Here is a 23736-nt window from a genome sequence, read left to right as displayed (position 1 = left end):
ACTCGAACGCGCCCTCAACGCAAAAGGGCCCGGCGTTTCCGTCCGGGCCCTTCTTTAGCGCAAAGTGCGTTGGTCAGTCCACTCAAGCGGCGGCCTTGACCTCCGCGACGATCTTGCGGGCGGCATCGCCCAGATCGTTGGCCGGGACGATCGCGAGGCCCGAATTGGCGAGGATCGCCTTGCCGGCCTCGACATTGGTGCCCTCGAGGCGGACGACGAGCGGAACCGAAAGGTTCACTTCCTTCGCCGCGGCGACGATGCCCTCGGCGATGATGTCGCACTTCATGATGCCGCCGAAGATGTTGACCAGGATGCCCTTCACGTTCGGATCGGCGAGGATCAGCTTGAACGCGGCCGTCACCTTCTCCTTGTTGGCGCCGCCGCCGACGTCGAGGAAGTTGGCCGGGAACATGCCGTTGAGCTTGATGATGTCCATCGTCGCCATCGCGAGGCCGGCACCGTTGACCATGCAGCCGATGTCGCCGTCGAGCTTGATGTAAGCGAGGTCGTACTTCGACGCTTCGAGCTCGGAGGGATCTTCCTCGGTCTCGTCGCGCAGTTCCATCAGGTCCTTGTGGCGGAACAGCGCGTTGTTATCGAACCCGACCTTGGCGTCGAGCACCATCAGTTTGCCGTCGTCGGTGACGGCGAGCGGGTTGATCTCGATCTGCTCGGCATCGGTGCCCATGAAGGCATCGTACAGCTTCGATGCGACAAACGACGCCTGCTTGGCCAGATCGCCCTTGAGCTCGAGCGCGGCTGCGACGGCACGACCGTGGTGCGGCATGAAACCGGTTGCCTGGTCGATGTCGATCGCGTGAATCTTCTCGGGCGTGTCGTGCGCGACGGTTTCGATGTCCATCCCGCCCTCGGTCGAGGCGACCATCGACACGCGGCCGGTGGCGCGATTGACGAGGAGGGCGAGGTAGAATTCCTTGGCGATGTCGACGCCGTCGGTGACGTAGAGGCGGTTGACCTGCTTGCCAGCGTCGCCGGTCTGGATCGTCACCAGCGTGTTGCCGAGCATGTCGGTTGCCGCGGCACGGACTTCGTCAGCGGTCTTGGCGAGGCGGACACCGCCCTTGGCGTCGGGGCCGAGTTCCTTGAACTTGCCCTTGCCGCGGCCGCCAGCGTGGATCTGCGCCTTGACGACATAGAGCGGCCCGGGGAGCTTTTCCGATGCTGCAACTGCTTCCTCGACCGACATTGCCGAGAAGCCCGCGGGAACGGGCACGCCGAATTTCGCCAGGAGTTCCTTGGCCTGATATTCGTGGATGTTCATGAGCGCGTGCCTTTCCAAGGGTCGGGTTTGCGGGGGGCTTAAGCACACACGGGGGTACGAATCCACCCCTTCGCAGTTGCGAACACTCGCTATCGGGCGCGCGGCGCGCTATATCGCCTGCATGTCGCTGATCTCTGGTCTGTTGCTCTTTCTTGCCACCGTCGCCGGGATGGAGCTGTTCGCTTATGCTGCGCATCGCTGGGTGATGCACGGCTTCGGCTGGTTTCTCCACGAGAGCCATCACCGCCCGCGCACCGGCAATTGGGAGCTGAACGACTGGTACGCAGTGATCTTCGCATTGCCGTCGATCACGATGCTGGTGTTCGGCGTCCAGCTCGGCTGGTGGCAGGGCTTTACCTGGATCGGCGCGGGAATCGCGGCGTACGGCGCGATCTATTTCGGCTTTCACGACATCATCGTCCACCGCCGCATCCCGACGCGCTATCTGCCCAAGTCGGCGTACATGAAGCGGATCATCCAGGCGCATCGGCTGCACCATGTCGTCGAAACCAAGGATGGCTCGGTCAGCTTCGGGTTTCTCGTCGCCCCCAAGCCCGAGGATCTGAAGGCCGAACTCAAGCGCCGCAAGCGCGCCGGCGTGCGCGCGCCGGTCGGCCAGACGACGCTCATCCCGGATTGAGCGAACCGCTGCTTTTCTACGCGCTGGCGGTGCCGGCGGTGGTGCTGCTCGGCCTGTCGAAGGGCGGCTTCGCGGGTCTTGGCGCGCTTTCGCTACCGATGCTCGCACTCGCCATCTCGCCGGTGCGCGCGGCGGCGATCCTGCTGCCGATCCTGATCGTGCAGGATGTCGTCGGCGTCTGGGCATTCCGGCGCGATTGGGATGCGGCGATCCTCGCCTGGATGCTGCCCGGCGCGGGGATCGGGATTTTGCTCGGCTATTTGTTTGCCGCGCAGGTCTCGAGTGCGGCGGTGCTCGCCTTGGTCGGGACGATTTCGGTGCTGTTCGGGCTCTACCGATTGTGGAGCGAGCGCCGCGGTTCGGTTGCGGTCGCGGCGCAGGCGCCGGGTTGGGTCGGATCGCTGCTCGGCATCGCCTCGGGCTTTACCAGCCAGATCGCGCATGCCGGCCAGCCGCCGTTCCAGGTCTACGTCCTGCCGCGGCGGCTGCCGCGCGACGTGCTCGTCGGCACGACCGCGATCTTCTTCGCCGCGGTCAATTGGGCGAAGGTCCCGGCCTATTGGGCGCTCGGCCAGTTCGACCGCGACACGCTCGGTGTCGCAGCGCTGCTGCTGCCCGTGGCGATCGCGTCGACCTTTGCCGGCGTCTGGCTCGTGCGGCGCGTCTCGCCCGAGCGCTTCTACACCGCGATCTACGCGCTGATGGTGCTGGTCGGCGTCAAGCTGATCTGGGACGCGCTCGCCTGATTTAATCGAACAGCGACGACACCGACGATTCGTCGGCGATCCGGCGAATCGCCTCGGCGAGCAGCGGCGCGATCGTCAAATGGCGGATCTTCTTGGCCGAGGCGACGATGTCGTGGCTGCCGAGCGAATCGGTGATGACCAATTCCTCGAGCGCCGAGCTTTCGACTCGTGCGACCGCGCCGCCCGACAGCACGCCGTGCGTGATATATGCGGCGACGCCGGCTGCGCCCGCCTGCTTGAGTGCGGCGGCGGCGTTGCACAGCGTGCCGCCCGAATCGACGATGTCGTCGATCAGGATGCAGAAGCGCCCCTCGACCTCACCGATGATGTTCATCACTTCGGATTCGCCGGCGCGCTCGCGGCGCTTGTCGACGATCGCGAGCGGGGCGTTGTTGAGCCGCTTGGCGAGCGCACGCGCGCGCACCACGCCGCCGACGTCGGGCGACACGACCATCAAATTGCGATTGCCGTAGCGCGTCAGGATGTCGGCCGACATCACGGGTGCGGCGAACAGGTTGTCGGTCGGGATATCGAAAAAGCCCTGGATCTGCCCGGCATGCAGATCGACCGAAAGCACGCGATCGGCGCCCGCGACGGTGATCAGATTTGCGACGAGCTTGGCCGAGATAGGCGTGCGCGGCCCCGGTTTGCGGTCCTGCCGGGCATAGCCGAAATACGGGATAACCGCCGTGATTCGCTTGGCCGAGGCGCGTTTCAGCGCGTCGATGCAGATCAGCAGCTCCATCAGATTGTCGTTTGCCGGATAGCCGGTCGATTGCAGCACGAAGACGTCCTCGCCGCGGACATTCTCCTGGATCTCGACGAAAATTTCCTCGTCGGCGAAGCGGCGGACCTGCGCGTCGGTCAGCGGCAGCTGGAGATAGGCGGCGACATCGCGCGCGAGCGGCAGGTTCGAATTGCCGGTGAGAAGTTTCATATGGGCCGCCCCTTGCGCTTGCCGAGTTGCAGCCTCCTTAGGAGCGTCGTCGGCTCGGGGAAAGAGACCGCGTGCCCTGCGATGCCGCAACCAGTGCCGCAAAGCGCGTATGGATGCGCGGGCTTGTCGAGAGGGCGCCGCGTCCTCTACCGCTCGTGGCATGACGATCCGCACTCGCTTCGCCCCTTCGCCGACTGGCATGCTGCACGTCGGCAACATCCGCACCGCGCTCCACAATTGGCTGTGGGCGCAAGCGCAGGATGGCGAGTTCTGGCTGCGGATCGACGATACCGATGCCGAGCGCAGCGAAGCGCGCTTTGTCGATGCGATCCGCGCCGATCTCGCCTGGCTCGGGCTGGCGATTGCGGGCGAGGAGCGGCAGTCGGCGCGCTTTGCGCTCTATGAGGCGCGCTTTGCGGCGTTGCGCGACGCAGGGCGCGTCTACCCGGCGTACGAAACCGCGCAGGAGCTCGACCTCAAACGCAAAATCGCCGCCGGGCGCGGGCTGCCGCCGGTCTACGACCGCGCCGCGCTCGCGCTGAGCGACGCCGAGCGGGCGCGCTTCGAGGCTGATGGCGTCAAGCCGCACTGGCGCTTCAAGCTCGATCATGCCGCGCCGATCGTGTGGGACGATCTGATCCGTGGGCCCCAGAAATTCGATGCCGCGACGATGAGCGATCCTGTCATCCGCCGCGCCGACGGGTCGTGGCTCTATATGCTGCCCTCGGCGATCGACGATATGGAGATGGGCATCACGCACGTCGTGCGCGGCGAGGACCATGTCTCGAACACCGCGCTCCAGCTCCAGATGTTCGATGCGATGGGCGTTGCACCGCCAGCCTTCGCGCACGAGGCGCTGCTGGTCGGCTCGGAGGGTAAATTGTCGAAGCGGTTGGGCTCGCTCGGTGTCGCGCATTTCCGTGAGGTGGGGATCGAACCCGAGGCGGTGCGCGCGTTGCTCGCGCGGATCGGGACGAGCTTGCCGGTCGAACCGCTGGTCGAGACGGCGACGCTGGTCGAGAGCTTCGATTTCGCCAAGTTCGGCCGCGCGCCCGCGCGCTTCGACGAGGCGGAGCTTGCCGGGTTGAACGCCAAGATCGTCCACCAGCTCGCTTTCGCGCACGTCGCCGACCGGCTTCCCGCCGGGATGGGCGCGGCGGAGTGGGCGGCGGTGCGGCCCAATCTCCAGACGATCGCCGAGGCGGCCGACTGGTGGGGCGTAATCGAGGGTCCGATCGTCGCCGAGCGCGACTCCGCCGATGCCGACTTTCTCGCCGCCGCCGCGCGGGCCGCCGAGTCGCTCGATTGGGCGGGGGACCCGTGGCACGCGCTGACCGCCACGCTGAAGGCCGAGACCGGACGCAGCGGCAAGGCGCTGTTCCTGCCGTTGCGGCGTGCGCTGACCGGCCGCGAGCATGGTCCCGACATGAAGGCGCTCCTCCCGCTGATCGGCCGCGACCGCGCGATTGCGCGTCTGTCGCCCGAGTGAGGCGACAGGATATATTGTCTCTTGCAGGCAGAATGTTATGATGTAACATCCTCTCCATGTCCGGCGTAGAATCGGACGGCACAGATGGAGACGGGACGATGTACGCAGATCGTTATGCCAACCGCCATGGTCTCAACCCCGGCGGAGTCGCCTTCGCGCTCGGCGCCGGCGGCGTGTTGCTGTTCGGGCTTTCGCTGACCGCGCCGCATTTCGTGCGCGATATCGTCCCGACGATCACCGCGACCAACATCCCGCTCGATCCGCCACCCCCGCCCAAGCCCGAACCCAAACCGGTTTCGCAGATCCAGCATGTCGCGCAGCCACTCAAGCCGCCGCCCGAATCGATCGACCTGACCAAGCTGGTGACCCCGGGCGTCCCGAGCGGACAGATCGCCTTGCACATCGATCCGCCGCCGCTTCAGCCGTTTCCCGGCGGCACGGGTGATGTCGGCACGATCGTCAAACCGCCTGCGCCGGTCATTACCATCCCGAAACTCGACTCGCGCTATCTCGGCGCATTCCAGCCGACCTATCCGAGCGACGAGCGCCTTGCCGGGCACGAGGGGCGCGTCGTCGTGCGCGTGCTGATCGGTACCGACGGGCGCGTGAAGCAAGTCGAGCAAGTCAGCGCGGCGAGCCCCGCCTTCTTCGAGGCGACGCGCAAGCGCGCGCTCGAGAAATGGCGCTTCACCCCGGGCACGCGCGACGGCGTCGCGATCGAGGCGTGGCAGACGATGGCGGTCCGCTTCGTGCTCGACGAAGAATAGCCGGAGCGGGTGGGCGCGGCAGGGCTGGCATCGCTCCCCTGTCGCGCCTATCTCTTGGCGATGAATTTCCTGCGCTACATTTCCCCGCTGCGCGCCTGGCGCGATATGCGCACCTATATCGTGACGCGGCGGCCGCATCAGCTCGGCTTCATGGGGCTGGCGCTGGCGCTGACCTATGTGATGGTCGTCGGCGTCATCTACGAATCGAAGATTCCGCCCAAGCCGTATCACCGCGACATCATCTATGTGCAGCAATGGCGCGCCGACCGCACAGATGCCGAGATCATCGCGCAGCAGAAGATCGACGGCGTCGAACAGACGCGCCAGGCCAACGAACTCAAGCGGCTCGAGGCCGAGCGCCGCGCGCAGTTCAAGAAGGTCAATGACGGGCTCAAGGCCTACGGGATCTGAGCGTGGCCACGGCTTTCGACGACACGCGCTGGATGGGCGCAGCGCTCGCGCTCGGCGAGCGCGGACGCGGGCGGACCACGCCCAACCCCAATGTCGGCTGCGTTATCGTCGCCGATGGCATCGTCGTCGGGCGCGGCTGGACCCAGCCCGGCGGGCGCCCGCATGCCGAGGCGATGGCGTTGGCGCAAGCCGGCGAAAAGTCGCGCGGCGCAACCGTCTACACCACGCTCGAACCCTGCGCGCATGTCTCGACGCGTGGGCCAGCGTGCAGCGATCTCCTGCAACTCGCGGGCGTGGCGCGCGTCGTGGTCGCGCTCGGCGATCCCGATCCGCGCACCAATGGTGCGGGCGTGGCGCGGTTGCGCGATGCGGGGATCGCGGTCGATCTCGGTGCGCGCGCCGCCGCCGCGCGCTCGGCGATGGTCGGCTTCCTCATGCGACGCCAGCACGGCCGGCCCGCCGTGACGCTCAAGCTCGCGCTGTCGCTCGACGGCGCGACCGCGCTGGGATCGGGCGCGAGTCAGTGGATCACCGGGGCGCAGGCGCGCGCACACGCGCATCTCGAACGCACCCGCCACGACGCGATCCTGGTCGGACGCGCGACGATCGACGCCGACGATCCGACGCTCGACGTGCGCTTGCCCGGGCTCGAGGCCCGGTCGCCGCGCCGCTTCATCCTGTCGCGCACGTCCGACCTGCATCATCCCGCGCCCGACGGCGCGTTGCCATGGGAAAATCTCGCGGCTCCAGACGCGATCGGCACGCTCGAAGGAATCGACACCATGCTCGTCGAAGGCGGCCCGACCACCGCCGCCGCCTTCCTCGCCGCCGACCTCGTCGACCGCTTGCTGCTCTATCGCGCGCCGATCCTCGTTGGCGGCGGGCGGACCTTGCCCGACATCGGCCTCGCCGATCTTTCCGAGGCGCATGGCCGCTGGACGATGACCGACGCGCGCACCCTTGGCAGCGACCGGCTCGAGGTTTACGAGCGCGTCAGGGAGTAGGCCATGTTCACCGGGATCATTACCGACATCGGCACGATCGATCGGATCGAGGAGCGCGGTGATCTGCGCATTTTCGTCGCGACCGGCTATGATATGGGGGACGTCGATCTCGGCGCCTCGATCGCCTGTTCGGGCGTGTGCCTGACCGTCGTCGACAAGTCCGCGCCCGGAGCGTCGGGCTGGTTCGCCGCCGATGTTTCAGGGGAAACCGTGTCGCGCACCCCCGCCGCGCAATGGACCTCCGGTCGCCGGCTCAACCTCGAACGCGCGCTGAAGCTCGGCGAGGAACTGGGCGGGCATATCGTCACCGGCCATGTCGACGGCATCGCGTCGATCGTCGAGACGAGCAGCGACGGCGATTCGTGGAAGGTCGTCATCGCCGTCCCGGCCGCGCTTGCGCCGTTCGTCGCACCCAAGGGATCGATTACTGTCGACGGCGTCTCGCTGACCGTCAACAGCGTCGCCGACCAGGCCGACGGAACGACGCATTTCGCGATCAACATCATTCCCCACACCCAGGCGATGACCACGCTGGGCGATCTTCATTCCGGCGCACACGTCAATATCGAGATCGACGTCCTCGCCCGCTATCTGCAACGCATGGAGCATTATCGTGCAAAAGCCTGAAGTTGCGCGCCTGCGCCATGGGTTCCTGTCCTCGCCCGAGGAACTGATCGACGAGGCCAAGAACGGCCGGATGTTCATCCTGGTCGACGACGAGGACCGTGAGAACGAGGGCGATCTCGTCATCCCCGCACAGATGGCGACGCCAGAGAAGATCAACTTCATGGCGAAGCACGGTCGCGGGCTGATCTGCCTCGCGATGACCAAGAAGCGCGTCGACGAGCTCGGCCTCGGCTTGATGAGCCGCCACAACGGCACGCGGCATGAAACCGCCTTCACCACTTCGATCGAGGCGCGCGACGGCGTCACCACCGGCATTTCCGCCGCCGACCGCGCGCGCACCATCGCGGTCGCGATCGATTCGTCGAAGGGCAAGGAAGAGATCGTCACCCCGGGCCACGTCTTCCCGCTCGTCGCGCGCGACGGCGGCGTGCTCGTCCGCGCCGGGCATACCGAGGCCGCAGTCGACGTCTCGCGGCTTGCCGGGCTCAATCCGTCGGGCGTGATCTGCGAGATCATGAACGAGGACGGCACGATGAGCCGCCTCGACGATCTCGTCTCGTTCGCGCAGCTCCACAATCTCAAGATCGGCACGATCCGCGACTTGATCGCGTATCGCCGCCGCCACGACCATCTCGTCGAGAAGCGCGCCGAAATGCCGTTCGAGTCGAAATGGGGCGGGACGTGGAAGGCGATGACCTTCCACAACAAGGCGACCGGCGACGAGACGATCGCACTGGTCAAGGGCAAGATCGACCCGACCAAGCCGACGCTGGTGCGGATGCACACGCTGTCGACCTTCGTCGACGTGTTCGGCGAGGAAAATGAGCGTTCGGGCCTGCTCTCGGGGTCGATGCAGTTGATCGCCGAGGAAGGCACCGGTGTGATCGTCGTGATCAACCGCCAGATGGCCGATGGCATCACGCGCTTCATCAAGCTGCGCGGCGAGGGCAAGGGCGCGGGCGCGCCCGAGGTCGAGGAATTGCGCGACTACGGCGTCGGCGCACAGATCCTCGCCGAGCTTGGCGTCGAGGAAATGGTGCTGCTCACCAATACGCATCACGCGCTGGTCGGCCTCGAAGGCTATGGCCTGTCGATCGTCGCCGAGCGCGCCATTCCGGGTACTGGGGGCGAATAATGGCCAAATTGCTCATCGTCGAAGCGCGCTTCTACGACCATCTCAACGACCTGCTGCTCGAAGGCGCCCGCGCCGCGATCGAGGCGGCGGGGCACAAGCACGAGACGATCACCGTCCCCGGCGCACTCGAAATCCCCGGCGCGGTCGCGCTCGCGGCCGAAAGCGGGCTGTATGACGGCTTCGTAGCGCTGGGTGTCGTGATCCGTGGCGAGACGTATCATTTCGAGATCGTCGCGGGCGAGAGCGCCCGCGGGCTGATGGCGCTGTCGATGGACGGCCTCGCGATCGGCAACGGCATCCTCACCACCGAGGACGAAGCGCAGGCGCTCACGCGCGCGCGCAAGTCCGAGAAGGACAAGGGTGGCGAAGCGGCCAAGGCGGTGCTCGCTATGATGTCGCTGAAGGCGCGCTTCGGCTGACCCTGGTGGTGAGCGGGCCGATCCTGTTCACCGACCGGCTGATCCTGCGGCTCCCCGAGCCCGCGGATTTCGAGGCCTATGCCGCCTTCGCCGCCGATGGCGAGACGATGGCGCATCTCGGCGGCGCGATGCCACGCGCGGTCGCGTGGCGCGACTTTTCGGTGCGCGCCGGTGCGTGGATGACGCGCGGCTTCTCGATGTTCTCGGTGATCGAACGCGATTCGGGCGCCTGGGTCGGGCGGATCGGCCCGTGGCAGCCCGAGGGCTGGCCCGGCACCGAAGTCGGCTGGGGCGTCGCCAGCGGTTTTGCGGGCAAGGGCTATGCGCATGAAGCCGCGGTCGCTGCGATCGACTTTGCGTTCGACAGTCTTGGCTGGAGCGACGTGATCCACACGATCGCACCCGATAATATCCGCTCGATCCGGCTCGCCGAGCGGCTGGGCTCGGCCAACCGTGGGCCGACACGCTTGCCAGCACCGCTCGATGGCTACCGCGTCGACGCGTGGGGCCAGAGCGCGGCCGAGTGGCGCGCGCACCGCGGCAGATGAGCAAGCCGCCGCCCCCGCGCTACAAGATCGTCGAGCGCGACGGGCGGCTCCTCACGATCGACACTTGGGCCACGCAAGCGCCGGACGCGCCGCCGCAGCGTCGCGCGGACTTGATCGCGCCGGGTGACGCGCTCGGCGCGCCGCTCGTTGCCGCGCTGTTCCGGGTCCGCGATGCGCAGGGCCGACGGTTGCTGACAACCTCGCCGAATTGGGACCGCAAGGGGCCGCGCGTGATTGCGCTGTCGTCCACAGGCGAGCGCCGCATCGCCGCGCTGGGTCTGCTGAGCATCGGCGTGATGCTCGTCCTGCTGCTGGTGGCGCTGATCGATCTCGAATGGCTGCTGCCGATCATCGTGGTCGTGGTCGTGCCGGCGGGCGCGATCTCGAGCAGCCGCACCAGCCTGGTCACCCGCTGGCTCGACTCGCTCGGCGAGGAGCCGGCGCGCTAAGCTCTTCCCAGCGCTCGACTCCTTACTTATACCGATGTCAGTAAGCAGGAGCGCGACGATGCCCTACGCCCATACCTTCAAAGCCAATCCGCATTGGCTGCCGCGGCAGAAGAGCACCGCCATTCGCGACATTCCCGGCGAGGACGGGCTGCCCTTTGTCGGCAACACCTTCCGAATGCTCAAGGATCCGGTGCGCTTCGGGCGCCACATGATCGACAGTTATGGCCCGGTGTTCCGCAACAATGCGTTTGGCGGGCCGACCGTCAGCTTGATCGGTCCCGAGGCCAACGAACTCGTCCTGTTCGACCGCGACCGCGTCTTCTCGTCGGAGCAGGGCTGGGGGCCGTTGCTGAACCTGCTGTTCCCGCGCGGGTTGATGTTGATGGATTTCGACAAGCACCGCGCCGACCGCCGCGTGATGTCGGTCGCGTTCAAGCCCGAGCCGATGCGGCATTATGCCGAGACGCTCGACATCGGCATCGCGCGCACCGTGGCGGACTGGGGCAACCAGCCGATGCGCTTCTATGATGCGATCAAGGAGTTGACGCTCGATCTCGCCGCCGAGAGCTTTCTCGGCATGCCGCTCGGCCCCGAGGCGACGCGGATCAACCAGGCGTTCGTCGATGAGGTGCAGGCCTCGATCACCCCGATCCGCGTGCCGCTGCCGGGATCGCAGATGCGCAAGGGCGTGCGCGCGCGGGCCTATCTGATCGACCTGTTCGAACGCGAGATCCCGGCGCGGCGGGCAGGCGCGGGGCAGGACTTCTTCTCGCAATTCTGCCGCGCGACCGACGATGATGGCCAGCCGCTCGCCGCCGATGCGATCGCCGACCACATGAACTTCCTGATGATGGCGGCGCACGACACGATCACATCGTCGGCGACGAGCCTCGTCATGCTGCTCGGGCGGAACCCCGAATGGCAGGAGAAGCTGCGCGCCGAGATCGCCGAGCTCGGCCGCAACGATGCAGGCGGGCTGCCGTATGGCCAGCTCGATCGGCTGGTGCTGACCGACATGGCGTTCAAGGAATCGCTGCGGCTGATCCCGCCCGTCCCCTCCTTGCCGCGCCGCGCGGTGAAACCGTTCGATTTCGGCGGCTTTCATATCCCGGCGGGGACGACGGTGAGCGTGAGCGTCGCCTATACGCATACCATGCCCGACCTGTGGCCCGATCCGCTGCGCTTCGATCCGCTGCGCTTCACCCCCGATGCGGTGCGCGCACGGCACAAATATGCGTGGGTCCCGTTTGGCGGCGGCGCACATATGTGTCTGGGGCTGCATTTCGCGACGATGCAGATCCGCATCCTCATCGCGCATCTGCTTAGCCGCTATCGCATTGAGCTCGATGCCGGGGCGGGTGATGTGTGGCAGGCCTGGCCGATCCCGCGACCGAAGGATGGGTTGCCGTTGCGGTTTGTGCCGCTGGGGTAAGGTGGGGCGATTGAGCGCCCGCTAGTCCGTCGAGCCGGAGGGCGTTCGACCCCAATCGCGATCGGCTGCACGGGCGCGACGCGACAGTGTCCCGATCACCGTATCGTCGTGGTATGCCCGTGATTGGCCGGAACGGCACGACCAGGCGCGGCAGACCGCAATCTCCGACGATTGCCTCAGGACGAGGCGACGGCATCGCCTGGGGCCGGCACGGCGTGGTGGGAGGCCCATTTCGACTGCGCGTCTCGCACTAACTGCTGATTCGCCGCGACCAGCGCGCGCCCGGCCCTGTGTCGTCCCGCGTGACGCCAAACCGATGCCGGCCTAGCCGTAAGCGCATCAGAGAGCGACGCACATTGTCTACTGACGCGCCGGACGAAAACCTCCGGTTCATCTAAAATCTAGGCTGAAACGAAAACAGGCCCGAAGGCCTGTGATCATGTCTTCCCTAAAGGAAAACTGGAGCGGGCGAAGGGATTCGAACCCTCGACCCCAACCTTGGCAAGGTTGTGCTCTACCCCTGAGCTACGCCCGCTCTGGCGTTTACGGCCCAATCAGTCGTTGACTGGGCGGGTAAGGTGGCGGGCTCTAACAGCGACTTTCATACTCGGCAACCCCTTATCGCGATTGCGTGCAGATCGTTTGATAAAAGGGTTGGCTTCGTACGCTGAGCGCCCACATAAGGCGCACAGCACACAAGATTGGAGCGACACTTGGCCACCCTGGGAATGAGCGCTGCAGAACGCGACGCGGTGGAGAGCTTCCGCCGCGATGTCGTCGAGCCGTCGATGACCAAGCTCGTCGTGATCGATTTCTGGGCGGAGTGGTGCGGGCCTTGCAAGGCGCTGACGCCGCTGCTCGAGAAGGTCGCCGCGGCCTATGCCGACAAGGGTGTGCTGCTCGCCAAGATCGACACCGACAAGAATCAGTTCATCGCCGCGCAGTTCCAGATCAAGTCGATCCCGACGGTTTATGCGATGTTCCAGGGGCAGCTCGTCGCCGACCTGACGCCCGCGCGCACCGAGACGCAGCTGCGGACGATGCTCGACCAGCTGCTCAAGCAATTGCCGCTCGAAAGCGAGGCGGCGAGCCTCGAGGCCGAACTCGAGCCGCTGATCGCGATGGGCGAGCAAGTGCTCGTCGAAGGCGATGCCGCGCGCGCAGTGAGCGTGTTTGCGCAATTGAGCGAGATGGCGCCCGAGCATCCCGGGGTGCTGTCGGGCATGGTGCGCGCGCTGGTCGCCGCGGGGCAGACCGACGAGGCCGAGGCGGCGATCGCGGCGCTTCCCGAGGAGATCGCCAAGCTTCCCGAGATCGAGCGTGCGCGCACTGCGCTGGCGCTGGCGCGCGAAGTGCAGCCGGTCGATGATCTTGCCGCGCTCGCCGCCGAGGTTGCGGCCAACCCCGAGAATTTCGACAAGCGCTTCGAGCTCGCTGGCGGCCAGATGGCGGCGGGCGACCGCGATGCGGCGGCCGATACGCTGCTCGCGATGATCGCGGCGGACCGGACATGGAACGAGGGCGCCGCGCGGACGCAATTGCTCAAGATCTTCGAGGTCGTTGGGCTCGAGGATCCGTGGGTCTCGGCGCAGCGGCGCAAGCTCTCGGCGATCCTGTTCGGATGACGATCACGCGGCTCTCGATCTTCCCGCTGCCGGGCGCGTTGCTGTTTCCGGGCATGCATCTCCCGCTGCACATCTTCGAGCCGCGCTATCGCGCGATGATCTCGGACGCGATGGCACGTGACCGGCGGATCGGCATGGTCCAGCCGCGCCCCAACGTGCCGGCGCGGCCCGACAAGCCACCGCTGTTCGAGATCGGCTGCGTCGGCAAGATCGCCGAGTTCGAGGCGAGCGAGGACGGGCGCTACAATCTCATCCTCGAGGGGCTGTCGCTGTTCCGCATCGTGCGCGAACTCGACGTGACGACGGCGTTCCGCCAGGTCGAGGCCGAGCTGATCCCGGGTCCGAGCGAGCCCGAGATCCTCTCGCTCTCGCGCCGCTCGGCGCTCGAGAGCGAATCGCGCGCCTTTGCCGATGCGCAGGGCTATGCGGTCGATTGGGATGCGGTGACGCGGCTCGACGACGAGGCGCTGGTCAACGGCATCGCGCAGATCGCGCCGTTCGACGTGGCGGCGAAGCAAGCGCTGCTCGAGGCGGGGCGAATCGAGGATCGCGCCGAGCTAATCATCCAGCTGATGCAGTTTTTCGGTCGGCATGACGGCGAGGATTCGGTCACGCTGCAATGAAGGATGCCGCGAAGCGCAAGGGCCGCGCCGGTGGGGCTGCGATGATGCTGGGCATGTTTTTCGCGACGCTGTTCGACCCCAAGAAAGGCGCGGCGATCGTGCAGATTGATACGCAGCGGCGAATCGGTAGCGAGAGCGACCGGATCGCGGCGACGCCAAGCGCGCCTCCGACGAGTGTGCGGAGTGGGCGCGACTGATCTAGCGAGATCGTGTCGGCGTTGGTGGAATGGTTCGCGCAGAGGCGCGGAGGACGCAGAGATGATGCGCTTTGGGTTGTAGGGGCCACACCTTCCCCTAATTGCTTTCCCGCTTTTCCCCCAAACCGCTTCCCCGGCGAAGGCCGGGGGCCAGTCGGAAGGGCCTAACTGATCGAGCGCAGCGTGCGACCAAGAAGCGTGCGGCTCGGGCCCCGGCCTCCGCCGGGGAAGCGCACTCTAATAGAGCGCACCCTAGCAACGCGATCCTCCGCGTCTTCCGCGCCTCTGCGCGAACCCAATCGACGCTGCCGCGAGCGTTGCCGCAGAAGAGGCTAGACCGTAATCCCCTGCAGCAACTTCGGCACATCCCCGCTCTCGCCGCGCGCCTCGGCGATGAAGCGGCGCTTGAGCGGCGGTACGCGCTGCACCGCCGACAAACCCATCCGCCGCACCGCATTGGCGGTCTTTCCGGGAATGCCGAACAGCCGCGTCAGGCCATCGGTCGCGACCGACACCATCAAGGTATCGAGGCTGCGCCAGCGATCATAGCGCGCGAGCAATTGCGGATCGCCGAGATCGAGCCCCGAGCGCTTGCCCTCGACCAGCACCTCGACCAGCGTCGCCACGTCGCGGAAGCCGACATTGACGCCTTGGCCCGCGATCGGATGGATGCCGTGCGCAGCGTCTCCGACCAATGCGAGCCGGTCGGACACGATCTTCGCGGCATGATGGAATCCGAGCGGATAGCTCATCCGATGGCCAAGCGGCCCGAGCTTGCCGAGAAACCCGCCGATTCGCTTGTCGGCCTCGGCGAGCCAGCCGCGATCGGACAGCTTCATCATCCCCGGCGCCTGGTCATGCGTCACCGACCAGACGATGCACGACCGATGCCCGTGCTCGTCGTCGTTGAGCGGCAGGATCGCGAACGGGCCGTCGGGGTAGAAGATCTCGAACGCGATATTCTCGTGGCTGCGTTCGTGGTGCAGCGATGTGACGATCGCGGCATTGTCGTAGGTCCAGCGCGCGACGCGCAGGCCTGCGGCTTCACGCGTCGGCGAAGTGCGGCCCTCGGCGGCGATCAGCAGCGGGGCCTTGATGACGGCTCCCGAATCGAGCGTGATGGTGACGCCCGCCGCGCCGCGATCGATCGAGACCGCGCGCGTCTGCATCCGCACGTCGACATTCGCGGCAGATGACGCCGCTTCGAACAGCGCTGCACGCAGCTTGCGGTTCTCGACCATATGCCCGAGCGCGCCGTCGCCCGGCTCGGGCTCGAAATCAAGCGCGCCGGGTTCCAGCCCGTCGCTGACGCGAATCCCCTGGATCGGGCACGCGAAGGGCGCGAGCCGGTCGGCGACGCCGATCGCTTGCAGCATCCGCCACGGCGCACCGGCGATCGCCGAGGCGCGCCCGTCGAAACCGGCGGCGAGAATCACCGCGGGATCGGCAATGTCGATGACGATGGCGGTGAGTCCATGCGTGTCGAGCGCCACGGCGAGCGCGCTGCCGACGAGTCCGCCGCCGAGGATGATGACGTCTGCTGTATCCATACGCGCTGCTGTAGCGCCTCGGCCGGGCGCTCGCCAGCCCGCAAAGTCTTGACGGCGGAGCCGCCGCGCGCGATGAATCCGCAGCACAGACAGCGAACATCGGGACAAGAGATCATGGCGAGCCGCGCGCAGCCACCCTTATGGCGTGAGACCGTCAAGGCCGGCGCCGTGCGCAGCGGCGCATTGCTCGCCGCGATCACGCTCGTCGTGCTGGTCGTTTTGCTCGTCGTCGCAGTCGCGAGCTATCATGCGAGCGACCCGTCGCTCAACACCGCCTCGGGCGCCGCCGCGCGCAACTGGCTCGGCAAGCCGGGCGCGCTGGTCGCCGATGGCGCATTCTGGCTGCTGGGACCCGGCTTCCTGTTGGTGTTGCCGACGGCAGTGCTGGTCGCGCTGCGGCTGTGGCGCGGCGTTCCGGTCGGGCGTTGGCGGTTGATGTTTGGCGCATCGCTTGGCGGTGTCGCGTTGATCGGGACGGCGTTCGCGCTGATCTGGGCGGCGGCGGTGCAAGTGCTGCCGGCGGGTTATGGCGGCGCGGTCGGGCTCGGGCTGGCCGACGTGCTGCGCGCGTTGATTGGCCTGCTGCCCAATCCCAACGCGGTGTTGTGGACGACGCGCGGGATCGCGGTGGTGCTCGGGTTCGCCGGGCTCGCGCTCTGGGCGTACAGCTTCACGATCGACGTCAGCGAGCGTGCGCCGCGGATCGCGCGTGAACCCAAGCGGCTGACCGATCAGCGGCGCGACCGTGGCGAGGAGACGGACGACGAAGTCTTCGCGCCCGAGCCGACCCCGCGCAAGCTGTCGATGCCGCGTGCGCTTGCGAGCCCCGATGTCCGCCCCGGCCCGGTGATCGCCGACCGCGCGATGACGCCGGTGACGCTGGCCAAGCCACGCGCGAAGCAGACCTCGATGGATTTCGGCGACAAGTCGACCTTGCCCTCGCTCGACCTGCTCAACCCGTCGCCGCCGGCGATCGGCGGGCCGGTCGACAAGGTCGCGCTCGATCGCAATGCGCGGCTGCTCGAGACGGTGCTGAGCGACTTCCACGTCAAGGGATCGATCATCAACGTGCGGCCCGGCCCGGTCGTGACGATGTACGAGCTCGAACCCGCACCCGGCATCAAGGCGAGCCGCGTGATCCAGCTCGCCGACGATATCGCGCGCAACATGTCGGCGGTGTCGGCGCGAGTCGCGACGATCCCGGGGCGCACCGTGATCGGTATCGAGCTCCCGAACGCCAAGCGCGAGACGGTGGGCCTGCGCGAGCTGATCGATTCGCTCGACGACCAGCCGGGCTCGCTGTCGCTGGTGCTCGGCAAGAATATCGCGGGCGATCCCGTCATCGCCGATCTCGCGCCGATGCCGCATCTGCTCGTCGCGGGCACCACCGGCTCGGGCAAGTCGGTCGGGCTCAACTGCATGATTCTGTCGCTGCTCTATCGGCTCAAGCCCGAAGAGTGCCGGATGATCATGATCGATCCCAAGATGCTCGAATTGAGCATGTACGAGGACATCCCGCATCTCTACGCGCCGGTCGTGACCGATCCGTCGAAGGCGGTGCGCGCGCTGAAATGGACCGTCGAGCAGATGGAGGACCGCTATCGCCAGATGTCCTCGCTCGGCGTGCGGTCGCTGGCGAGCTTCAACGACAAGGTGCGCGCGGCCAAGGCCAAGGGCCAGCCGCTCGGGCGCAAGGTGCAGACTGGGTATGAGCCGGGCACCGGCGCGCCGATCTACGAGGAAGAGACGCTCGATTATCAGGTGCTGCCGCAGATCGTCGTGATCATCGACGAGCTCGCCGATCTGATGATGACCGCGGGCAAGGAAGTCGAATTCCTGATCCAGCGGCTCGCGCAGAAGGCGCGCGCGGCAGGCATCCATCTGATCATGGCGACGCAGCGTCCATCGGTCGACGTCATCACCGGCGTGATCAAGGCCAACCTGCCGACGCGAATCAGCTTCCATGTCACCTCGAAGATCGATTCGCGCACGATTCTGGGCGAACAGGGCGCCGAACAGCTGCTCGGCAAGGGCGACATGCTCTACATGCCCGGCGGCAAGGGCATCGTCCGCGTCCACGGCCCGTTCGTGTCGGACGACGAAGTGCGCGCCGTCACCGATCACTGGCGCGCGCAGGGGCAGCCCGATTACAACCAGGCGATCACCGAGGAGCCCGAGGACGGCTTCGCGATGGACGGCGCGCCGACCGGCGAGGATACCGCCGAGGACCAGCAATATCGCACCGCGATCCAGCTCGTCGTCGAAAGCCAGAAGGCCTCGACGTCTTGGCTGCAGCGCCAGTTGCGTGTCGGCTACAACAGCGCGGCGCGGCTGATCGAGCGGATGGAGAAGGACGGCATCGTCGGTCGCCCCGACCATGTCGGGCGCCGCGAAGTGCTGCGCGACCGCGACGGGAACCCGGTGTAAGGGAACCGGGCGTGCCGGCTTCGGTTCAGAGCGGGTTCAAGCCGCCTCGGGCTTAAGCGGCGGCGTCAGGAGAATATTCGTGTCCCTTCGTTACCCAACGCTTCTTGCCGCGCTCGCCGCGCCGGCGCTTGTCTCGGCCGCGCCCGTCGCCGACTTGTCGCTGGTGCAAAAGCATCTCCAGTCGGTCGAGAGCATGACTGCATCGTTCACGCAGACCGATCGCGGCGGCAAGGTGCTGACCGGCGTGTTGACGCTCAAGAAGCCCGGCAAGATCCGCTTCCAATATGAAAAGGGCGTGCCGATCCTCATCGTCGGCGACGGCAAGTCGCTCTGGTTTCTCGATTACTCGGTCGGCCAGAAGCAGCGCTGGCCGATCGGCGGGTCGCCGCTCGGCATCCTGCTCGATCCGTCGCGTGACATGCGCGGGATCGCGAGCGTGGTGCCGACCGGCAATCCCGAGACGGTCGCGGTCGATGCCGCCGACCCCAAGCATCCCGAATATGGCCGGATCAGCCTTGTGTTCGTGCGCAATGCGACCGCGCCGGGCGGGCTGATGCTGCAGGGCTGGGTCGCGCTCGATTCGCAGAACAACCGCACGACGATTCGGCTGTCGAACCAGCGTTTCAACGCGCCCGTCAGCAACTCGGCGTTCCAATGGCGCGATCCGACGCCAGCTTCGGGAAGAAAATAACCTGCGCTAGGATCGGTTCATATTGGCGACAGGTTTGCAGCGGTAATGCGGTCTTGCGGATGCGAGGTGCTACCGGGATTTTTCCCCCTGTTGCCCGGACCCTTGCTTCCCGCCTGCGTGACGAACGCTAGGTCGGCCCTCGCTCCATGCCCCCGGAGCGAGGGCCTTTCCATATCCGGTATTGGCGTCGGGTAGCGGCGGGTGGCGTGGGACGGTCACGATGGCTACAGCGCTCGCATGACGACACCGCTCAAGATCGTATCGTGGAACATCAATTCGGTCCGCTTCCGCCTCGACATCGTCGAACAATTCCTGCGCGAGATGGCCCCCGACATCCTGTGTCTGCAGGAAACCAAGGTGGTCGATCAGGATTTCCCGACCGACAGCTTCCGCGCGCTCGGCTACACCCACATCGTGCTCCACGGGCAGAAGATGCACCACGGCGTCGCGATCGTGTCGAAGGTCCCGCTGGTCGAGGATGACCGCTTCGACTGGCAAGCCAATCAGGAAGCACGCCATGTCGGCGTGCGGCTCGAATCGGGGCTGCGGATCGAGAATGTCTATGTGCCCGCCGGCGGCGACGTGCCCGATCGCGCGGTGAACCCCAAATTCGGCCAGAAGCTCGATTTTCTCGAGCGGATGACGCAGTGGTCGCAGGGGCTGACCGTGCCGACGGTGCTCGTCGGCGATCTCAACATCGCCCCGCTCGAATCGGACGTGTGGAGCCATAAGCAATTGCTCAAGACCGTCAGCCATACGCCGATCGAGGTCGCGGCGATCGACCGGCTCAAGGCGTCGAACAGCTGGGTCGATCTCGGGCGCCATTTCTTCCCGGCACCGGCGCGACTGCATACGTGGTGGAGCTACCGCTCGGCCGACTGGACGCTCAACGATCGCGGCCGGCGGCTCGACCATATGTGGGCGACCGCCGATGTTGCGGCCAAGGCGACGCGGCACCATGTCTATGAGGAATGCCGCAGTTGGCTCAAACCCTCCGACCATGTGCCGATCATGACCGAGTTCGCGATATGAGCGCTTCCATTCCTGGCGACGCGCACAAGACCGCGCTCGCAATCGATGCGTTGCGGCGCGGCTGGCCCGTCGCGATCGCGGGTGCCGATGGCACGCTTGCGCTGCTGCCGATCGAGACCGCCGATCCACCGCGGCTTGCCGCGTTCGATCCGGACGCAAGCGCGCCGCTCTTGCTCTCGGCGGGCCGCTCGGCGACGCTCAAGCTCGCCAACCAGCTCGAGGCGGCAGCACCCGATGCGCCGGTTCTGGTCGAGCGCGTGCCGTGGATCGACTTTGCGATGGCGACCGCGCTTGCCGACCCGCAATTCGATCTCGACACGCCGATGAAGGGACCGTTCCGCGCGATCCACCTCGCAGAGACCGAAGCAGGGGCCGCTGCGCTACGCCTCGCGCGGATTGGCGGCGTGCTGCCGGCGTTCTTTGCGCGCGCGGGCGAATCGGCCGCACTGGTGCTGACACCGGGCGATATCGACGCGCATGAGGACGCCGCGCGGCTCACCATCGCGACGCGCGCGCATCTCCCCGTCGTCGGCGCCGAAGATGCCGAGATCGTCGCGTTCCGGACGCCGGAAATGCCCGGCGAGCATATCGCGCTGCTGATCGGCAAGCCCGACGGCCGCCCGCCGCTCGTGCGGCTGCACAGCGAGTGTTTGACCGGCGACATGCTCGGCAGCCTCAAATGCGACTGCGGGCCACAACTCCACGCTGCGATCGACGCGATTGCCGTGAGCGGATGGGGGATCGTGCTCTACCTGCGCCAGGAAGGACGCGGGATCGGGCTGATCAACAAGCTCCGCGCCTATGCGCTGCAGGATCAGGGGTTCGACACGGTCGACGCCAATACGCGGCTCGGCTTTGCGGTCGATTCGCGCAACTTTGCCGTCGCGGCACGGATGCTCGCATTGCTCGGGCAGACCTCGGTACGGCTGCTGACCAACAATCCGCAGAAGGTCGCACAACTCGAGGGCGCAGGGATCCGCGTGGTCGAGCGCGTGCCGCATTTCCTCCCGGCCAACCCGCACAACGAGCGCTATCTCGCGACCAAGCGCGACCGGACGGGGCATCAGTTCTAGGCGATAAGGCGCCGGATCGTCGCGAAGTCGCCCGCCACGTCGTGCACCCCGATCGCGCGCAGCTTGTCGGCATGATCGGGGCCGCAATGCGTGCCGCCGACGAAGCCGATGACATGCGCCCCCGAGGCGACCGCGCCGGTCGCCCCGACGGGCGAATCCTCGACGATCACACAGCGCGCGATGTCGACGCCGAGTGCGGCGGCGGCATGGAGATAGATGTCGGGTGCGGGCTTGCCGTTGACGACATGTTCCTTGCCCGAGAACAAGCGGTCGCCGAATGCATCCCGCAGGCCGATATGCTCGAGATGCCGCGCGATCCATGCGGTCGAGCTCGACGAGGCAATCGCCTTGGGCTGCGTGGGCGGCAAGTCGAGAATGAACTGCACCGCCCCTTCGACCGCGTCGATCCCCTCGCGCATCACGCGATCGTCTTCGGCGCGGCGCGCGGTGTGGAAATCGTCGGGAAGCGTGCGCCCGATCCAGCGCTCGACCGCGCCGATGAACGACGCGCCCGACAGGCCCATGAAATTGGCGAACGAGTCGGCCGCCGTGGTGGGATGGCCGATGCTCGTCAGATAGTCGGCGATCTGGCGGTTGCCGACCGCTTCGCTTTCGATCAGCACGCCGTCGAAATCGAAGATGATCGCATCGAAGGTCATGCCCGGCTTCCAAACAGAGCGGTGCCGACGCGGACATGCGTCGCGCCAAGCATCACCGCGGTTTCGTAATCGCCCGACATGCCCATGCTGAGCGCATCGAGACCGTGGTCGCGCGCGATCTTGGCGAGTAGCGCGAAATAGGGGGCGGCCTCGGTTTCGAGCGGTGGGACCGCCATCAGCCCGAGGATCGGCAATGCCGCTGCGCGCGCTTCGGCGAGCAAGGCGGGGAGGCCCGCGATCGGACAGCCGCCCTTTTGCGGCTCGTCGCCGATGTCGACCTGAAGGAAGCAGTCGGGCCGGCGGTCGCGCTTGTCCATCGCGCGGCCAAGCGCGGTGACGAGCGAAGGGCGGTCGACCGAATGGATCACATCGAACAGGCCGACGGCGTCCTCCGCCTTGTTCGATTGCAGCTGCCCGACGAGATGGAGCGCGACACCCGGATAGGCATCACGCAGCGCGGGCCATTTGGCCTGCGCTTCCTGCACGCGATTCTCGCCGAACGCGCGCTGGCCGGCGATGAGCAAGGGCTCGATCGCTTCGGCGGGCTTGGTCTTTGAGACGGCGATCAGCGTGACCGACTCGGGTTTGCGGTCGGCAAGCGCGGCGGCATGGGCGATCACGGCCTGGACGGCGGCGAGCGCAGCGGCAGGGGCGGCGGTGGGGTCGTCGGTGGACATTGGCGGCGCTATAGGCGCGACTATGCCCCTGCGTCACCCCATATGCCGCAATCGTCCCACGCCGGCGCTGTGGCTGATGACCGACGAGCGGATGGGCGCGGCGCTATGGCCCGCGCTCGCCGCGCTTCCGAAGGGAAGCGGGGTGGTGTTCCGGCATTTCGCCACTGCGCCCGCCGAGCGCGCCGCGCTGTTCGCCCGCGTCGCGCAGATCGCACGGCAGCGGGCGCTCGTGCTGGTCGAGGGCGGCGGCGCCGCGCAACGCCGCGCGCTGCACCCGGCGCATTCGCTTCGCGAGGCGATCGCCGCACGCCGCGCCGGTGCCGCCGCGGTGCTGGTCTCGCCGGTCTATCCGACGCGAACGCATCCCGGCGCGCGCGCGCTTGGGCCGTTGCGCGCCGCGGCGATCGCGCGTGCAGCGGGATGTCCGGCAATCGCGCTGGGCGGCATGACGCGCGCGCGGTTCAAGCGGATAAAGGCGCTGGGCTTTGTCGGCTGGGCGGCGATCGACGGGCTGACGCCCTGAGTCGCGTCAGAAGCGGAACGCGGTCCCGACATAGACGGCCTGGCTGTCGCGACGAGTCGCATCGGCGGCAGGCTGTTCGATCAGACGATCCCGCTCGGCCTTGTAGCGGACGCCGGCAGTGACATCGATCCGCCGCGTCAGCGCATACGAACCGCCGACGTCGATCGAATAGGCCGGGGCGTCCTCGATCAACTTGGGCGCGCCGGCGAGCGGACGATCGGTCGCTGCCTTGACGCGGCCGGTGAAGCGGTTGCCGGTATAGCTCACGCCGAGATCGGCGGCCTCGCGACCACCGGGCAGACCGGCGAGGTCGACCTTCGAGACGTCGCCCGAGACGGCGAAGCGCTTCCAGCCGACGGCGACGCCGAGATTGTAGGCGATCGGCGTCAGGCTGGTGGTCGAGGCCGCAACCGGCGCAGTACGATCGACCACGGCGATGCCGCGCGCCGAGCGGGCGCGAATCGCAACCGTCACGGGACGGGCGCCTTCGCCGCGTGCATCGGACGGGGTGAAGCGGAAGCCGCTGGTATCGAGACCACCACGCGCGAAGATCGCAGCGAGCCGGGGGTCTGCAGATGCCGGGGTGAACGAACCGATGCCACGCACGAACACGGGCCGCTTGGCGGCAAAGCGTGCCGCTGGCGATTCGCTTGCGCCGAGTGCCGGAGCCACGGCACAGCCGAGGGCGACGAGCGACCCCACAGCAATCCCGGACAACCAACGAACAGACAACACGTGCGACCCCTTTGTGCGAGCCTCAATTCGGCATCGCT

The 23736-nt window shown here is 67.0% G+C and carries 26 protein-coding genes and 1 tRNA gene; 20 read left to right on the top strand and 7 right to left on the bottom strand.

Features of this window, described 5'->3' with window-relative positions; genetic code table 11:
• Positions 1 to 82: 82 nt before the first annotated feature.
• Positions 83 to 1282: an ADP-forming succinate--CoA ligase subunit beta gene (gene sucC, locus E2E30_RS15150; protein WP_133191160.1), complete on the bottom strand. Its 1200-nt coding sequence runs from the start codon at positions 1280 to 1282 to the stop codon at positions 83 to 85.
• Positions 1283 to 1403: 121 nt separating this feature from the next.
• On the opposite strand from sucC, the gene E2E30_RS15145 reads away from it, so the two are divergent.
• Together E2E30_RS15145 and E2E30_RS15140 are read left to right on the top strand one after the other, a co-directional pair.
• Positions 1404 to 1922, top strand: a complete 519-nt coding sequence (locus tag E2E30_RS15145) for a sterol desaturase family protein (protein WP_133191158.1) — start codon at positions 1404 to 1406, stop codon at positions 1920 to 1922.
• The gene (locus tag E2E30_RS15140; protein ID WP_133191156.1) at positions 1919 to 2668 is read left to right on the top strand and encodes a sulfite exporter TauE/SafE family protein; all 750 of its coding nucleotides are present in this window, start codon (positions 1919 to 1921) and stop codon (positions 2666 to 2668) included. Before E2E30_RS15145 ends, E2E30_RS15140 begins: the two co-directional genes overlap by 4 nt.
• A gap of 1 nt (position 2669) precedes the next feature.
• Here E2E30_RS15140 and E2E30_RS15135 read toward each other — a convergent pair whose 3' ends face one another.
• Positions 2670 to 3605, bottom strand: coding sequence for a ribose-phosphate pyrophosphokinase (locus E2E30_RS15135; protein WP_133191154.1), 936 nt, complete (start codon positions 3603 to 3605; stop codon positions 2670 to 2672).
• 160 nt (positions 3606 to 3765) lie between these two features.
• On the opposite strand from E2E30_RS15135, the gene E2E30_RS15130 reads away from it, so the two are divergent.
• The 10 genes from E2E30_RS15130 (at position 3766) to E2E30_RS15085 (ending at position 11886) form a co-directional block, all read left to right on the top strand.
• Entirely contained in the window at positions 3766 to 5094 is a 1329-nt protein-coding gene (locus tag E2E30_RS15130) for a glutamate--tRNA ligase (RefSeq protein WP_133191152.1), read from the top strand.
• Between the two features lie 98 nt (positions 5095 to 5192).
• Complete coding sequence (locus E2E30_RS15125; RefSeq protein ID WP_133191150.1) at positions 5193 to 5861, top strand: energy transducer TonB; 669 nt, start codon at positions 5193 to 5195, stop codon at positions 5859 to 5861.
• A 60-nt stretch (positions 5862 to 5921) separates the two neighbouring features.
• A complete protein-coding gene (locus E2E30_RS15120; protein WP_133191148.1) occupies positions 5922 to 6272 on the top strand; it encodes a hypothetical protein in 351 nt (116 codons plus the stop codon).
• A gap of 32 nt (positions 6273 to 6304) precedes the next feature.
• Entirely contained in the window at positions 6305 to 7276 is a 972-nt protein-coding gene (gene ribD / locus E2E30_RS15115) for a bifunctional diaminohydroxyphosphoribosylaminopyrimidine deaminase/5-amino-6-(5-phosphoribosylamino)uracil reductase RibD (protein ID WP_133192133.1), read from the top strand.
• Positions 7277 to 7279: 3 nt separating this feature from the next.
• Positions 7280 to 7903 (top strand): riboflavin synthase, encoded by a 624-nt coding sequence (locus E2E30_RS15110; RefSeq protein ID WP_133191146.1) that lies wholly within the window; start codon positions 7280 to 7282, stop codon positions 7901 to 7903.
• Positions 7890 to 9038 (top strand): 3,4-dihydroxy-2-butanone-4-phosphate synthase, encoded by a 1149-nt coding sequence (ribB, locus tag E2E30_RS15105; RefSeq protein WP_416194477.1) that lies wholly within the window; start codon positions 7890 to 7892, stop codon positions 9036 to 9038. The genes E2E30_RS15110 and ribB overlap by 14 nt, the downstream gene beginning before the upstream one ends.
• On the top strand, positions 9038 to 9457 hold the full coding sequence (ribH, locus tag E2E30_RS15100) for a 6,7-dimethyl-8-ribityllumazine synthase (protein WP_133191142.1): 420 nt from the start codon (positions 9038 to 9040) through the stop codon (positions 9455 to 9457). Before ribB ends, ribH begins: the two co-directional genes overlap by 1 nt.
• An 8-nt stretch (positions 9458 to 9465) precedes the next feature.
• On the top strand, positions 9466 to 10005 hold the full coding sequence (locus tag E2E30_RS15095; protein WP_240698956.1) for a GNAT family N-acetyltransferase: 540 nt from the start codon (positions 9466 to 9468) through the stop codon (positions 10003 to 10005).
• A complete protein-coding gene (locus E2E30_RS15090; protein ID WP_133191138.1) occupies positions 10002 to 10454 on the top strand; it encodes a hypothetical protein in 453 nt (150 codons plus the stop codon). The genes E2E30_RS15095 and E2E30_RS15090 overlap by 4 nt, the downstream gene beginning before the upstream one ends.
• A 58-nt stretch (positions 10455 to 10512) precedes the next feature.
• Positions 10513 to 11886, top strand: coding sequence for a cytochrome P450 (locus E2E30_RS15085; protein ID WP_133191136.1), 1374 nt, complete (start codon positions 10513 to 10515; stop codon positions 11884 to 11886).
• A gap of 460 nt (positions 11887 to 12346) precedes the next feature.
• On the opposite strand, the gene E2E30_RS15080 is transcribed toward E2E30_RS15085, so the two are convergent.
• Positions 12347 to 12421, bottom strand: a tRNA-Gly gene (locus E2E30_RS15080).
• A 193-nt stretch (positions 12422 to 12614) separates the two neighbouring features.
• Here E2E30_RS15080 and E2E30_RS15075 point away from each other — a divergent pair.
• Genes E2E30_RS15075 through E2E30_RS15065 form a run of 3 tightly spaced genes read left to right on the top strand, consistent with a single transcriptional unit; the run spans position 12615 to position 14331 of the window.
• The gene (locus E2E30_RS15075; RefSeq protein ID WP_133191134.1) at positions 12615 to 13511 is read left to right on the top strand and encodes a tetratricopeptide repeat protein; all 897 of its coding nucleotides are present in this window, start codon (positions 12615 to 12617) and stop codon (positions 13509 to 13511) included.
• A complete protein-coding gene (locus E2E30_RS15070) occupies positions 13508 to 14134 on the top strand; it encodes an LON peptidase substrate-binding domain-containing protein (protein ID WP_133191132.1) in 627 nt (208 codons plus the stop codon). The genes E2E30_RS15075 and E2E30_RS15070 overlap by 4 nt, the downstream gene beginning before the upstream one ends.
• Complete coding sequence (locus E2E30_RS15065) at positions 14131 to 14331, top strand: hypothetical protein (protein ID WP_133191130.1); 201 nt, start codon at positions 14131 to 14133, stop codon at positions 14329 to 14331. The genes E2E30_RS15070 and E2E30_RS15065 overlap by 4 nt, the downstream gene beginning before the upstream one ends.
• Positions 14332 to 14663: 332 nt before the next feature.
• On the opposite strand, the gene E2E30_RS15060 is transcribed toward E2E30_RS15065, so the two are convergent.
• Positions 14664 to 15881 carry a UbiH/UbiF/VisC/COQ6 family ubiquinone biosynthesis hydroxylase gene (locus tag E2E30_RS15060; RefSeq protein WP_133191128.1) on the bottom strand — a complete coding sequence of 406 codons (1218 nt, stop codon included), beginning with the start codon at positions 15879 to 15881 and terminating at the stop codon, positions 14664 to 14666.
• 114 nt (positions 15882 to 15995) lie between these two features.
• Between E2E30_RS15060 and E2E30_RS15055 the strand changes: the two genes are divergently transcribed.
• The 4 genes from E2E30_RS15055 (at position 15996) to ribA (ending at position 21104) form a co-directional block, all read left to right on the top strand.
• Entirely contained in the window at positions 15996 to 18308 is a 2313-nt protein-coding gene (locus tag E2E30_RS15055; protein WP_133191126.1) for an FtsK/SpoIIIE family DNA translocase, read from the top strand.
• 79 nt (positions 18309 to 18387) lie between these two features.
• The gene (locus tag E2E30_RS15050) at positions 18388 to 18999 is read left to right on the top strand and encodes a LolA family protein (protein WP_133191124.1); all 612 of its coding nucleotides are present in this window, start codon (positions 18388 to 18390) and stop codon (positions 18997 to 18999) included.
• A gap of 237 nt (positions 19000 to 19236) precedes the next feature.
• Entirely contained in the window at positions 19237 to 20031 is a 795-nt protein-coding gene (locus E2E30_RS15045) for an exodeoxyribonuclease III (protein WP_133191122.1), read from the top strand.
• Positions 20028 to 21104 carry a GTP cyclohydrolase II gene (gene ribA, locus E2E30_RS15040; RefSeq protein WP_133191120.1) on the top strand — a complete coding sequence of 359 codons (1077 nt, stop codon included), beginning with the start codon at positions 20028 to 20030 and terminating at the stop codon, positions 21102 to 21104. Before E2E30_RS15045 ends, ribA begins: the two co-directional genes overlap by 4 nt.
• Here the strand turns inward: ribA and E2E30_RS15035 are convergent.
• Together E2E30_RS15035 and E2E30_RS15030 are read right to left on the bottom strand one after the other, a co-directional pair.
• Complete coding sequence (locus E2E30_RS15035) at positions 21101 to 21763, bottom strand: HAD family hydrolase (RefSeq protein WP_133191118.1); 663 nt, start codon at positions 21761 to 21763, stop codon at positions 21101 to 21103. The genes ribA and E2E30_RS15035 overlap by 4 nt on opposite strands.
• Complete coding sequence (locus E2E30_RS15030) at positions 21760 to 22440, bottom strand: YggS family pyridoxal phosphate-dependent enzyme (protein ID WP_133191116.1); 681 nt, start codon at positions 22438 to 22440, stop codon at positions 21760 to 21762. The genes E2E30_RS15035 and E2E30_RS15030 overlap by 4 nt, the downstream gene beginning before the upstream one ends.
• A gap of 76 nt (positions 22441 to 22516) precedes the next feature.
• Between E2E30_RS15030 and E2E30_RS15025 the strand changes: the two genes are divergently transcribed.
• Entirely contained in the window at positions 22517 to 22963 is a 447-nt protein-coding gene (locus E2E30_RS15025; protein WP_240698955.1) for a thiamine phosphate synthase, read from the top strand.
• 6 nt (positions 22964 to 22969) lie between these two features.
• On the opposite strand, the gene E2E30_RS15020 is transcribed toward E2E30_RS15025, so the two are convergent.
• Positions 22970 to 23698 (bottom strand): hypothetical protein, encoded by a 729-nt coding sequence (locus E2E30_RS15020; protein WP_240698954.1) that lies wholly within the window; start codon positions 23696 to 23698, stop codon positions 22970 to 22972.
• Positions 23699 to 23736 lie beyond the last annotated feature (38 nt).

The sequence above is a fragment of the Sphingomonas sp. AAP5 genome, assembly GCF_004354345.1.
Classification (GTDB): domain Bacteria; phylum Pseudomonadota; class Alphaproteobacteria; order Sphingomonadales; family Sphingomonadaceae; genus Sphingomonas; species Sphingomonas glacialis.
This window is presented reverse-complemented; position numbering and strand designations above follow the sequence as displayed.

Coding starts and splice junctions, on each gene's coding strand:
- sucC (WP_133191160.1), bottom strand. CDS start 1,282: ATGAACATCCACGAATATCAGGCCAAGGAACTCCTGGCGAAATTCGGC.
- E2E30_RS15145 (WP_133191158.1), top strand. CDS start 1,404: ATGTCGCTGATCTCTGGTCTGTTGCTCTTTCTTGCCACCGTCGCCGGG.
- E2E30_RS15135 (WP_133191154.1), bottom strand. CDS start 3,605: ATGAAACTTCTCACCGGCAATTCGAACCTGCCGCTCGCGCGCGATGTC.
- E2E30_RS15130 (WP_133191152.1), top strand. CDS start 3,766: ATGACGATCCGCACTCGCTTCGCCCCTTCGCCGACTGGCATGCTGCAC.
- E2E30_RS15125 (WP_133191150.1), top strand. CDS start 5,193: ATGTACGCAGATCGTTATGCCAACCGCCATGGTCTCAACCCCGGCGGA.
- E2E30_RS15120 (WP_133191148.1), top strand. CDS start 5,922: ATGAATTTCCTGCGCTACATTTCCCCGCTGCGCGCCTGGCGCGATATG.
- ribD (WP_133192133.1), top strand. CDS start 6,305: ATGGGCGCAGCGCTCGCGCTCGGCGAGCGCGGACGCGGGCGGACCACG.
- E2E30_RS15110 (WP_133191146.1), top strand. CDS start 7,280: ATGTTCACCGGGATCATTACCGACATCGGCACGATCGATCGGATCGAG.
- ribH (WP_133191142.1), top strand. CDS start 9,038: ATGGCCAAATTGCTCATCGTCGAAGCGCGCTTCTACGACCATCTCAAC.
- E2E30_RS15090 (WP_133191138.1), top strand. CDS start 10,002: ATGAGCAAGCCGCCGCCCCCGCGCTACAAGATCGTCGAGCGCGACGGG.
- E2E30_RS15085 (WP_133191136.1), top strand. CDS start 10,513: ATGCCCTACGCCCATACCTTCAAAGCCAATCCGCATTGGCTGCCGCGG.
- E2E30_RS15075 (WP_133191134.1), top strand. CDS start 12,615: ATGAGCGCTGCAGAACGCGACGCGGTGGAGAGCTTCCGCCGCGATGTC.
- E2E30_RS15070 (WP_133191132.1), top strand. CDS start 13,508: ATGACGATCACGCGGCTCTCGATCTTCCCGCTGCCGGGCGCGTTGCTG.
- E2E30_RS15065 (WP_133191130.1), top strand. CDS start 14,131: ATGAAGGATGCCGCGAAGCGCAAGGGCCGCGCCGGTGGGGCTGCGATG.
- E2E30_RS15060 (WP_133191128.1), bottom strand. CDS start 15,881: ATGGATACAGCAGACGTCATCATCCTCGGCGGCGGACTCGTCGGCAGC.
- E2E30_RS15055 (WP_133191126.1), top strand. CDS start 15,996: ATGGCGAGCCGCGCGCAGCCACCCTTATGGCGTGAGACCGTCAAGGCC.
- E2E30_RS15045 (WP_133191122.1), top strand. CDS start 19,237: ATGACGACACCGCTCAAGATCGTATCGTGGAACATCAATTCGGTCCGC.
- ribA (WP_133191120.1), top strand. CDS start 20,028: ATGAGCGCTTCCATTCCTGGCGACGCGCACAAGACCGCGCTCGCAATC.
- E2E30_RS15035 (WP_133191118.1), bottom strand. CDS start 21,763: ATGACCTTCGATGCGATCATCTTCGATTTCGACGGCGTGCTGATCGAA.
- E2E30_RS15030 (WP_133191116.1), bottom strand. CDS start 22,440: ATGTCCACCGACGACCCCACCGCCGCCCCTGCCGCTGCGCTCGCCGCC.
- E2E30_RS15025 (WP_240698955.1), top strand. CDS start 22,517: ATGACCGACGAGCGGATGGGCGCGGCGCTATGGCCCGCGCTCGCCGCG.